Source organism: Paenibacillus pinistramenti, from assembly GCF_005869875.1.
GTDB classification, from domain to species: Bacteria; Bacillota; Bacilli; order Paenibacillales; family Paenibacillaceae; genus Fontibacillus; species Fontibacillus pinistramenti.
This window is the reverse complement of the sequence record NZ_VAWG01000031.1, coordinates 1-10,936: the sequence shown is the minus strand read 5'-3', so window position 1 is coordinate 10,936 and position 10,936 is coordinate 1. Positions and strand designations below refer to the sequence as shown.

General features: G+C 53.0%; 10 protein-coding genes and 2 rRNA genes. 2 read left to right on the top strand and 10 right to left on the bottom strand.

Annotated features, from left to right (window positions below; all coding sequences use genetic code 11):
- Complete coding sequence (locus FCN15_RS18925) at nt 1-870, top strand: nucleotidyltransferase family protein (protein ID WP_275259498.1); 870 nt, start codon at nt 1-3, stop codon at nt 868-870.
- Between the two features lie 104 nt (nt 871-974).
- Here FCN15_RS18925 and FCN15_RS18920 read toward each other — a convergent pair whose 3' ends face one another.
- Nucleotides 975-2,000 (bottom strand): YlbL family protein, encoded by a 1,026-nt coding sequence (locus tag FCN15_RS18920; RefSeq protein WP_138496653.1) that lies wholly within the window; start codon nt 1,998-2,000, stop codon nt 975-977.
- 157 nt (nt 2,001-2,157) lie between these two features.
- On the opposite strand from FCN15_RS18920, the gene FCN15_RS18915 reads away from it, so the two are divergent.
- The gene (locus FCN15_RS18915) at nt 2,158-3,459 is read left to right on the top strand and encodes a nucleoside recognition domain-containing protein (protein WP_203232183.1); all 1,302 of its coding nucleotides are present in this window, start codon (nt 2,158-2,160) and stop codon (nt 3,457-3,459) included.
- A gap of 9 nt (nt 3,460-3,468) precedes the next feature.
- Here the strand turns inward: FCN15_RS18915 and coaD are convergent, their stop codons facing one another.
- From coaD to FCN15_RS18870, 9 genes are all read right to left on the bottom strand, one after another.
- On the bottom strand, nt 3,469-4,002 hold the full coding sequence (gene coaD, locus FCN15_RS18910) for a pantetheine-phosphate adenylyltransferase (RefSeq protein WP_138496651.1): 534 nt from the start codon (nt 4,000-4,002) through the stop codon (nt 3,469-3,471).
- On the bottom strand, nt 3,999-4,640 hold the full coding sequence (gene rsmD, locus FCN15_RS18905) for a 16S rRNA (guanine(966)-N(2))-methyltransferase RsmD (RefSeq protein WP_238996761.1): 642 nt from the start codon (nt 4,638-4,640) through the stop codon (nt 3,999-4,001). The genes coaD and rsmD overlap by 4 nt, the downstream gene beginning before the upstream one ends.
- Entirely contained in the window at nt 4,631-4,885 is a 255-nt protein-coding gene (locus tag FCN15_RS19580) for a hypothetical protein (RefSeq protein WP_238996760.1), read from the bottom strand. Before FCN15_RS19580 ends, rsmD begins: the two co-directional genes overlap by 10 nt.
- Nucleotides 4,886-5,136: 251 nt before the next feature.
- Nucleotides 5,137-6,225 carry a PdaC/SigV domain-containing protein gene (locus tag FCN15_RS18895; RefSeq protein ID WP_162515412.1) on the bottom strand — a complete coding sequence of 363 codons (1,089 nt, stop codon included), beginning with the start codon at nt 6,223-6,225 and terminating at the stop codon, nt 5,137-5,139.
- A gap of 117 nt (nt 6,226-6,342) precedes the next feature.
- Nucleotides 6,343-7,140, bottom strand: a complete 798-nt coding sequence (locus FCN15_RS18890) for a methyltransferase domain-containing protein (RefSeq protein ID WP_138496645.1) — start codon at nt 7,138-7,140, stop codon at nt 6,343-6,345.
- A complete protein-coding gene (locus FCN15_RS18885; protein ID WP_238996759.1) occupies nt 7,133-8,365 on the bottom strand; it encodes a type III polyketide synthase in 1,233 nt (410 codons plus the stop codon). The genes FCN15_RS18890 and FCN15_RS18885 overlap by 8 nt, the downstream gene beginning before the upstream one ends.
- A gap of 217 nt (nt 8,366-8,582) precedes the next feature.
- Entirely contained in the window at nt 8,583-10,100 is a 1,518-nt protein-coding gene (locus FCN15_RS18880) for a sensor domain-containing diguanylate cyclase (RefSeq protein WP_162515411.1), read from the bottom strand.
- Nucleotides 10,101-10,424: 324 nt separating this feature from the next.
- Nucleotides 10,425-10,541 (bottom strand): 5S ribosomal RNA (gene rrf / locus FCN15_RS18875).
- Between the two features lie 271 nt (nt 10,542-10,812).
- Nucleotides 10,813-10,936: ribosomal RNA gene (locus tag FCN15_RS18870) — 23S ribosomal RNA — on the bottom strand; the annotation flags it as partial.

The window sequence follows — 10,936 nt, the reverse complement described above, 5'->3', positions numbered from 1 at the left end:
CTGAAAGCCGCTCTCGCCCAGGAGCTGGCCGGCGGGGCAAGCTACCCCGCCGCCTACGCGGCCGCGGCAGCACGGCTTGCCGCGGCGCAGCATGGCGCGCCCCCCGCAGGGGCGCGCGAGACCCTGATGCAGCCCAACAACAGCTTGGGGCTGCATTACCTCATCGCGCTGCGCCGGCTCGGCAGCGCGATCAGGCCGTCGTCGATCCCGCGCAGGGGCGCCGGGTATCACGACGACCAGCCCGGCGAAGGCGCGATCGCCAGTGCGACCGCTGTCCGCCGGCTGCTTCTCGGGCCGGGCGGTCTGGACGCCGCCCGGCCCTACATCCCCGCCTGGACCGCGGACTTGCTCGCCCGCGAGTTCGCGGCCGGACGCGGTCCGGTCACCTGGGAGCTGTTCCGCGCTCCCCTGTTTCACCAGCTCTTGCTGCAGAGCCCGCAGGAGCTGGCCGGGCTGCATGAGGTGACGGAAGGGCTGGAGCACCGCCTGTCGGGCGCGCTGCAGTCCTTAAGCTCTCCTTCCGTCGAAGCCCTGCTTGCAGCCCTCAAAACAAAGCGTTACACAAGGACCAAGCTTCAGCGGATGCTGGCCCATATCCTGCTGGGCCATAAGAAGGAAGCCTTCTCCCCGTCCGCTCTGGCTGGAGGGCCCGAATATATCCGGGTGCTCGGCTTCAGCAGTCAGGGGCAAAGGCTGCTGTCCCTCATGAAGCAGTCTGCCAGGCTGCCTGTCATCACTAGAACACCCGGTCAGCCTTATCCGGGCTTGCAGCTGGATATCCAGGCTTCAGCCTTATACAGCAGCGCTCTGCCGGGAGGCGCGGCGTTCGAATGGTTCAAGGATTACAAACAGCCGCCGCTCAGGATCTGAGGGCAATCAGGCTCCAATCCAGAGCGGCGGCTGAATAACTTCCGGTATTTACCGGTTCATCCGTAAATACCGGGTTATTTTTCCAATCATTCACTTATGAATTCTTACGCCACCGGCTTCATCTGATCGAGGTAATCCAGCGCGTCGTCAAGCGTTTTGACGGATACGATCTTCATCGAGGTCCCGATGCTCTGCGCTTTCTTTACCGCATCTGCATAGTTGCCTTCCGGCACGAAGAACACCTCCGCCTTCTCCCGGTTGGCCGCTACAATCTTGAACTGAACGCCCCCGATTTCACCTACGCTGCCGTCAGCCGCGATCGTACCGGTTCCGGCGATTCGGTGCCCTTTGCTCAAATCACCCTCGGTGAGCTGGTTATAAATTTCCAGGGTAAACATCAGCCCGGCAGAAGGTCCGCCAAAATTAGCTTCGGCAAAGTTCACCTTCTTCGATGCTTCTTCACTCACAATATCCACCCGCTGCCCGATGGTAACGCCAAACCCGGCCCGGGTCGTCCCCGTTTCGGTATCCTTCAGCTCCACCAGTTCAACGTCCTGATCGACCTCTTGGCCAGCTCTCGTCAGCTTTACTTGAACATGATCGCCCGGCTTCTTTGACGAAAGCAGGGAAGAAAGCTCATCAAAGGTTTTGATGCTCTGCCCGTCTACGCTTCGGATGATGTCATTGGCCTGAAAGTCTCCTTTGGAGGTCACGCCTTCAACATGTCCGATTACCGTAATATACTGCGGGACATTGCTGTACTTGACCCCGGCTTTTTTATAGGCAGCCTCTATCGCACTGGACTGGGAGCCCGTCAAATAAGAGACCATTTGAGCACTGTATTCGGCTTCATTCCGCTTGGGCTTTGGATCTATTTCGGCATTTTTGTCGAATTTGGCAGCCAAGTAATAAACCACGTTGGCATACCTTGAAGATACAGTTGTAAGAAGAAATTCCCCATTCTCCTGCTTGTCCCCTTCCGCTACTGAAACCAGAGGCTTTACCTCTTCCGCCGTCCCCGGCTGATAAATAATATAAGGCAGCTGCATGAAGACAAGCACGTACAAGACAAGAATAAAGACGAATCCCGCCAGGGCGGGACGAAGAATTTTCCAACCTTTCCTGCTCATTCCCTTGATCACTCCCATGTCTGAAGGCTTGGTCTGTTATCTGGACAAACCGCATAAAAATGATGATTAGGACCGGCTGCACCGGGCAGCCTGGCCGCTGATCCCCTTTACCGGTATATTCGCAATAATCATTTCGTATTCAAGAGGTGCTGAACCCATGAACAACTCACCCGAAACAGCGAAAGAGAGCAAACGTTCATTATGGACCACCGCAGGGCTTGGGGTAAGCGCCGTTACCCTCGTTGTCTGTGTCATCTATGATCCGGGAAAAGCATTCGACGCCACCCTGCAGGGTCTATCTGTCTGGTGGCATATCGTATTTCCGGCGCTGATGCCCTTTCTAATGCTGTCGGAAATGATGATGGCCTACGGCCTGGTACACGGGTTAGGCACATTATTCGAGCCTTTAACAAGACGTATGCTGCGTTTTCCCGGGGAAAGCGGCTATCTCCTGCCCTTAGGGCTGATCGCCGGCTTTCCCGTATCTGCTGAAGCCGCAGCCAAACTCCATGCGCAGGGCAAGCTGAGCGGCAGCGAGGCGTCCCGGATTGCGGCTGTTTCGCACTTCTGCAACCCGATGCTGCTCATCGTAGTGATCGGGACCGGTTTTATGCATACCCCCGCCCTCGGAGTGCTGCTCGCCGCTGTTCATGCCGCAGCCGGCCTGGCTGCAGGTGCGACGCTTGGCTGGTTTAACCGTCCGGCACCAAGCCGGGCAGCTGGCCTGGCCCAGGATCGCAGCAGCCACCCGGATAACGGCAGTCGCAGATCCACCCCGAATTCGCTGCAGCAGGGCAGCCGAAAGCCTGGATCCCTCTTCCAACAAACCGTCAGAAGCATTGAGAACGCCCGCCGCCTCGACGGCCGGAGCTTTGGCAGACTGCTCGGGGATACCGTAACGGCTTCTGTGCAAACCCTGTTTACAGTTGGCGGATATATGCTTATCTTTGCCCTGGTCATCGAGGTCGTTTCCCGCTTTCTGCCCGGGCCATTCCCCGGTTATCTCCTTCCTGCGCTGCTTGAGGTCCATCTGGGCAGCTTCAGGTTAGCTGAGCCGGACGTATTGTCTCCCGCGGTGCAGGCCGCCCTGCTTGGAGCAGCGCTTGGCTGGGGCGGGCTGTGCAGTTATTTTCAGGTCAGAGCCGTACTCAAGCCGTCCGGCATTACCAGCAAAGGCTTTCTCACCGCCAGACTGCTGCATGCCGCGTACGCCTACGTACTTACACTGCTGCTCTGGAAGCCCGTCACATCTTTATTTCCAAATACACTCCCGGCATACCGGGACCTGAATGCAGGCGGGGGAATTCAAACATCCGGAGCCTTGCCCGCCGGCCTCACGCTGCCGGGATGGGATCAGGCCTGGGGCATGCTGGGCTGGCAGTCCGCCGCGTTGGCAGTGCTGCTATCCGGCCTTGCTGCGTTCAGCTTCATTTGGAGACGCCGCCTGCGCCGCAATTAAACCTGTTAATCAGCTGAGCGAGCGCTCCGCCATTTTGATCTTCAGCGCAGCTTCAACCTCTTGCGGAACCAGGCTGGATACGTCGCCATGGAACATCGCAATCTCCTTAACCACGCTTGAACTGAGATAGGAGTATTTGGGATTTGTCATCATAAAAATGGTCTCGACCTCGTCCGCCAGCTTGTGGTTGGTCGAGGCCATCTGCAGCTCGTACTCAAAATCCGTCACGGAACGGATTCCCCTGACGATCACATCAGCCTTCTTGTTTCGCATGTAATTGACCAGCAGGTCGCGGAAGCTGTCCACCTCGACGTTATCCAGATGCCGGGTGGATTGCCGAAGCAGCTCCTTGCGCTCCTCCACCGTGAACAGCGGTTTCTTGCTGAGGTTGTTCAGAACAGCCACGATGAGCACATCAAACTGGCGCGCCGCCCGCTGAATGATGTCAATGTGACCCATCGTCACAGGGTCAAAGCTGCCGGGGTAAACGGCTACCTTTAAAGGTCTTGCAGATTGGGTTGATTTTAGCTCTTCGGTGTTCATAGTGTCTCCTCTCCACGGATCGGTTCATCATCATCGGAAGCTGTCTCTGTATGTATGTCTGCATGCTCCGCCGGTTCGGCTGCATCTATTCCGCGCCGGTAGATCGAAACCGCTGTCTCGCCGTACACGGCTTTTTTGGTGAACACAAAGCCAGGAATGCGCTCCGGATATTCATAAGACGATTCATACTCCAGCACCACGACGGCCTCATCGCTAAGCAGCGCCAGCTCGTCCATCCTGCCGATCAGTTCGTCTCCGTGTTTAAGCCTGTAGGGCGGATCCAGAAAAACAAGATCAAACTGTATGCCGCGTTTGGCCAGCGCTTTCAGGGCCCGCTCCGCGTCATTTTTATACACTTCGGCCTGTCCGCTGAGACCGGTCTGCTTCAAATTGGCTTTGACCGTCTCAACCGCCTTAACATCCATATCAATAAAAACGCCCTTATCCATTCCCCGGCTGAGCGCCTCAATGCCAAGTCCGCCGGTTCCGGCAAACAAATCCAGCACGTTTCCTCCCTCGAAATAGGGTCCGATCATGCTGAAGATCGCTTCCTTCACCTTGTCAGTCGTCGGCCTTGTCCCCATGCCGGGAACGGCTTTGAGCGCCCTGCCGCGGGCGCTTCCCGAAATTACACGCACTTTCCTTCTCTCCCTTGTCTGTCGCCACATGCTGTGCCGTATCCTCGATTTATGTCGTTATCGTACCATATCAAAAGCCACTTGAAAAATGCTTCACACAGCTCCCAGCCTTTTTTTGGACGCGCATGTATATTCCGCCATTCTCCGGACATAATGAAGATATCGACATCACCAAATGTCGTAGACAACCGCGGAGAAGACTTACGTTTCCCCATAAGATCTTCATCCGGTTTCTCCTCTCCCATGATGGGCCTCCTGAAAGGGATGCCCGGACAAAAGCCCTTGCACCGCGATTTTCGCGAGGGTTTTTGTCCTTTTTTTTGTTTATGGCAGATTGACTAACTGGCTAATGCAGGATTTATGGCAGATTACCGGCAAATCTCCGGCTGTGCTGGAGTGCTGGTCATTTCCATCAAATAAGCTCTCCAAATTTAAAAAGACTTGCCCAACCCCCTCATCGGAGTCAAGCAAGCCTTGCTGTTTGAAGGACAGTCCTCTATTCAAATTTGGAATAAGGAATGGTGAACTCAGGCAGTCCTAAGGCAAACGGTGTGTATTCATATTCATCAAAATAAATGACAATACCGTTATGATTCAGAAAATAATCCCGATCCGACTCAATGGTCTTGAACGGTGTCAGCAGGCTTAAATTCCGACTCTTGATCTGCTTCTGAATTTCGTTATTGATGATCGTTACATATTCCGCCTTATTCCCGGCTGCTTCTTTGAGTGAAAGCACATTGCCGGTAGTTAAATCAAAGGTATACGGGGTGCGGATGGTATCGCCGTGGGCTCCTCCCAGATATAGATAGTAGTCCAGATAAAGGCTGAGCAGCCCTTTTTCATTATAGCTGACCTTGTATACGGCATCCAGACTTGGCGGATTCACGCTTATATCCGGATCATTTTTTATTAATTCGTTATTTTCCTCAATCACATTATCCATGATCTGGGTGTCCGACTCAATTTGCTTATCGACTTCCTGTTTAATAAAATTATTAATCTTCTGCTGAATAACGGCATCTTTGTAGCCGCTAATGACAGGATAATACACCGATAAGGATTTGCCATCTCCGTCAGCGCCGATCTGCTTGGTCTCTACCTGTAGATCATTTTCCTGGATGGCTTGAATGCCGATCAGCTTGGAGGTTTGGTCATAAGTGATCACGTACCCCATCTGTTCCAGCAGGAAACGAAGAGGAAGATAGGTTACGTTATCCTGAACAATTGCCTCCGGTCCAAAGATCAGCTGGCCGTTTAAAGTTGTGGAACCGTTGTTTAAATTCATCGTCAATACCCGGCCCCGTCCGGTGATTTTGACGGTCTTAGCCGCCGAATCATAGCTTACGTTCAGCCCCAAATTTGTACCGAGGCTGCGCAGGGCGATATAGGTCGTGCTGCTGCTGTTAAGGGTACCGATCGTTTTGCTTGTTCCCTCAATCCGAAAAGCCTGATTCGTAATCTTATACTTCGCTGCTGCGGCAGAGGCGTGAGCTTCCGGCATTTGGGCCGCCGGACCAGCCATCAGAGCTGCTGCTATAACAGCCGCTAGAACAAGATTTGACCGTTTAAATTGAATCTTCATGACAGGAGACATCCTTTCTTTACAGCTCTTACAGCAATTTGACTGCCAGCTGTTAATCAGGTGTTAAAGCTCTTGCTTAGACGCCTTTCACTGCCAAAAGGTTTCATCATTGTTAAGTTATTCAACCGGATTTGTCCGGCTATTCTTTCTCCGGATAACCGCCGCATAACGAAACATAGGCCGCCAAGAGTAAACAAAATCCTTCGTTTCTGCTCCCATGCTTGTTCCCGTATCTATCTCTGTTCCCGTCCCAGCGCCCGCCGCCGCCTCTGCTTCAAGCGCAGCACGCAGTTTGCGCCAGTCACGTCCGCGAAACCCTTTGGCCACCGACAGCGGCCCGTCTGTCTTCACGAAGCGGTTGGCCGAAATAAGCCGCACCATCACGGAAACGGCCAGCCAGGGCATCCAGTGCCGGTGCAGATCGCTGATGACGACGCCGAGCCGGGAAGCCGCCAGCATATGCCCCACGACTTTCGGCAGCTCTTCTTCCGGGAAATGATGCAGAAACTGGCTGGCTGTGATGATGTCTGCCGAAGCCTCGGGGAGATCAAACACGTCGCTCCGGCGAACCCGGATGCGCGGCTCTCCCCGATACAGCAGCCGGGCTTCCTCGCAGGCCTCTTCCGTAATATCCGACAGGATGATGGAGAGCTCCAAGCCTTCCTCCTCCGCCCACCGCAGCAGAGCCTTATTCACATCCCCAGAGCCTGACCCGATGTCCAGAATCGTAAACCTGCGCGGTTTGCCCGCATCCTTCCAAAGCTTCCGCACGCCGTACAAAACAGGGCCCGGAGCCGCAAAGATCCGGTTCAACCGCCGGATTTGCCCCAGGGCCTCCCGCAGCTCATGCCCGCCGTCAGTAAAATCGTCCATCACTTCCGGCTCCAGAGCCCTTTGTTTAAAGCTTCTAAACATGCGCCTCATCCATACGCACAACCTCGGCTGCGGTATTCAGGATTTCTGGCAGGGCCGTTTCTGTGCCTGCAGCAAACAATTCTTTTTCATGCTGCGGGTTTCTCTTTGGTTCATACTGGATCTGAATCATTTCACAGGTCAGTCCCGGCCCAAATGCGATGGCAAGCCCTGCAGGGCGGCCGGAGACAGCTTTTTCCTCATATTGATGCCGCATTTCATTCAGAACAAACAAAATGGTCGCCGAGGACATGTTGCCGTAATTTTTCAAGATCGTCCGGCTGGGCGCTGTCTGGTCTTCAGAAAGGCTGTATAAGGTCTCCATGGCATCGATAATGCCTTTGCCTCCGGGGTGAATGGCCCAAAGCTCGGCGTCCCGGCTGCCGTTTAGCAGCACTTCAATTTCATTAGGCACAAACCGGGTCAGCAGCTTGGGAATGTTCGGGGACAAGTAAAGGTCAAAGCCGTGATCGCCGACCTCCCATATCATTTCATCCGCAGAATCGGCCAGCAGAACGGAATGATCTTGTCCCAGCTGGAAAATGAGGTTCTCCCCTTCTCCCGGAGTTCCTACTACGCAAGCAGAGGACCCGTCACCGAAAAAGGACGCCCCAAACAGCGCTTCCCGGTCGCTGGACGGCTGAATATGCAGCGTGCATAATTCAACGGTCACAATGAGAACCTTCGCCCCCGGCTCACTGCTGACGATCTGATTGGCCAGGCAAACTCCCTTCAAACCTGCCGCACAGCCAAGAAAGTTTAACGGAATCCGCGTAACTGTGCGGAGCATGCCAAGCTCCTGAATTAAGTGGGTATCAATTCCCGGGAGAAACTGTCCCGTACAGCTGACTGTAATAAGATGGGTAATGGCGGAGGCATCCACTTTGGCGTCGCGGAGCGCCTTACGTGCGGATTCAAGCGCAAGCGGTACAGATTCCCGTTTATACGTCTTCATGCGGTCAGCGGTCCCTGGCACCTCGAGCTCTGAATGGTTCGGAAAATAGCGGCAGTCTGCGGTCGGCTTCAACAAATCCGGCTCAACCGTGTAGCGCGTATCCACACCGCATTGTTTGAAAATCCTTTTTGCCCAGCGCATGGAATCCGGCCGGTCTGCCAATGCCTGCCCCAGTCTTTGCGACGTATCGGCTTGGTCCAATTTATGCTCCGGCACTGCTGTGCCGATGCCTTGGATGGCAATGTTGCGGTAATGGAAGTTCATTTGCTCCATTCATCTCCTCTTGATCGGATTGATAATTTGAGACATGTCCGCTTCCCACATATCTATTCTTTGTTTATTGACCTTTTGAGGGATCATTAAACCTATTTACCCGCTTCGCTCTCGAATGTTAACCTTTAATTGAAAAAAATCCCTTCCAAGCCGAGCAGGGTCTCCCTGCTTGCCTGGAAAGGATTTTTATTCTTCCGCGGACCATTACCGCTCTAAATTAAGTTTCTGTTCCAGCTTTCTCCGTCCGGTTGCGGCCGTTCTCTTTCGCCCGGTATAAAGCTTTATCCGCCAATTGAAACAGCATTTCGAAGTCACTCGTCTGCTGCGGGTAAGCCGCACAACCGGCTGATACGGTTACCGGTCTGCCAATCGGTGATTTGGAGTGCTCCACATTCCGCCGGATCCGCTCTGCTGCTTCATAGGAGCTGTCAAGACCGGTGCCGGGAAGAACAACGACAAACTCTTCTCCGCCAAACCGGAAGCAATAATCACCAGGCCGCAGCGAAGACGCCAGCACTTCAGCCAAGAAGACGAGCACTTCGTCGCCTGCCTGATGCCCGTAGGTGTCATTCACACTTTTAAAACGGTCAATATCTAGTATTAATAAAGAAAATGGCTGCTCCGTACGTCTATAACTGGACACCAGCTCGTCAAAAGACCGCCGGTTTCTCAAACCGGTAAGCGCGTCCTTATTCGCTGAATCATTCAGCAGTTCATTCCGCTCATGCATCGTCCCAATCGAGCTTGTTACAGCCTTTCTCAGCAATTCAGCTTCCCTGATCCAGTAATTCCTTATCTTCGGCGCAGTCAGTTTATCCGGGTCAGAGGCCATTTTTGCAGCAAAATCGGACAATGCCACAAACGGCGCGGCGGCCCGGCGAGCCATCACAATCGTCAAAGCCATAATGACCAGAAACGGCAAAATCATAATCAGGATCATTAGTGCTGCCTGTTCCTTCTGCTGCTGGGCTACAACGCTGTGCGGGGTTTGCACCACGACTCCCCAGCCATTCTGCACGACATAGGCATATCCGGCCATAAATTGCACGCCGAAACTGCTTACCTCTTCTTCTTTGCCGCTTAACCCTCTGCTCAGCTTTTGGACGACTGTGTTGCTGCCAGCATCTTCCCCCAATAGCTTGCCATCCGGGTGGAACAGCAGCTTTCCGGTTGAATCGACGATATAGAAATAAGATCCCGTTTCGTCAATCGTATTTAATCCGAAGATACTGTTTAGTACATTGCTCTCTTCCAGATAGATCGTTCCGCCGATAAATCCCTTGTAAATTCCCTGTGCATCAAAAACCGGCTGGGTCATCAATACAATCAGCCGCCCCGTCGTCCCTACATAAGGGACTGAAAGTGTTGGTCTCTTAAGCTCCAAAGCTTCTTTTACGGGCTCGGTTTTAAGCTGGACACCCTCAATATTTACATTTGGCGGCGTTACCTTGACGACTTTTCCGTTCTCATTAGCCCAGAACACGGAGTTAAAATAGTTATTGCTGCTCTTAAAATAATTAAGCTGCTCCTGAACAGCCGCAGAAGGATGCTTCGGGTCGGCATTTTCCACCTGTTTCGCCACTGCAGCAAGACCGGATTTCATAGATAAAAACAGAGTATCAATGGTATTGCTCATTTTCAGCGCAGAGGAATAATCCATCTCCAGTGTCCGGGTCACCAAATTCTGCCGCTGGGAGTGATAAGAGGCTGCTAGGGAGATCAGCAGGGTCAACAAGATTGAACATCCCACAATGATGGAGAAAAGCCCTGTCAGACCTACCTTGCGTTTATCTGTAAAAGAATGGGTCATGTTAATATCGAACAACCTTTAGCGTGTAGTTTAAGAGTTATATCGGAAAATCTGCTTTCTTATAATACAGATAATTATTTCCATTAAAAGATTTGTGCAAGAATGAGCCGGCAACCGGCAGCCATCTGTGACCTAATATCGGCCTTCTGACTTTGATAAGCCGGTCATTTGATTAGACCTATGGACTAAAACTTGCCTAAATACAAAAAAAGAACCCTTTTTCAAGGTTCCTCTTTGCTATGTATGATTGCTTGGCGGCGTCCTACTCTCCCAGGACCCTGCGGTCCAAGTACCATCGGCGCTGGAGGGCTTAACGGTCGTGTTCGGGATGGGTACGTGTGGAACCCCTCCGCCATCGCCACCAAACATGATTTTTCGGAGCTTCCGCTCCTCGAAATCGCTGCGAGAAAATATCAAACATTGATATCTACCCACAGTCGTTCAGATGTTTGATCACCTGAAAACTGGATACGAAACAATCATCTGCGAATTAGCCCTTACTCCGTTCCGGGGGCCCTGAAAAGTAATCGGAATTACCTTCGAAGCCACGCGTCACTTTTTGGGGTATCTTTCTGGGCCCCGCCAAAGTACTCGGAATCCGCTTCGTCAGCTTCTTCTTCACTTTGGTGGGTACTTTTTGGATAAGCCCTCGACCGATTAGTACTGGTCAGCTCCATGCATTGCTGCACTTCCACCTCCAGCCTATCTACCTCGTCGTCTTCAAGGGGTCTTACTAATTGGGAAATCTCATCTTGAGGGGG

Coding starts and splice junctions, on each gene's coding strand:
- FCN15_RS19580 (WP_238996760.1), bottom strand. CDS start 4,885: ATGGGAGAGGAGAAACCGGATGAAGATCTTATGGGGAAACGTAAGTCT.
- FCN15_RS18920 (WP_138496653.1), bottom strand. CDS start 2,000: ATGAGCAGGAAAGGTTGGAAAATTCTTCGTCCCGCCCTGGCGGGATTC.
- FCN15_RS18895 (WP_162515412.1), bottom strand. CDS start 6,225: ATGAAGATTCAATTTAAACGGTCAAATCTTGTTCTAGCGGCTGTTATA.
- FCN15_RS18915 (WP_203232183.1), top strand. CDS start 2,158: ATGAACAACTCACCCGAAACAGCGAAAGAGAGCAAACGTTCATTATGG.
- coaD (WP_138496651.1), bottom strand. CDS start 4,002: ATGAACACCGAAGAGCTAAAATCAACCCAATCTGCAAGACCTTTAAAG.
- FCN15_RS18890 (WP_138496645.1), bottom strand. CDS start 7,140: ATGTTTAGAAGCTTTAAACAAAGGGCTCTGGAGCCGGAAGTGATGGAC.
- FCN15_RS18885 (WP_238996759.1), bottom strand. CDS start 8,365: ATGGAGCAAATGAACTTCCATTACCGCAACATTGCCATCCAAGGCATC.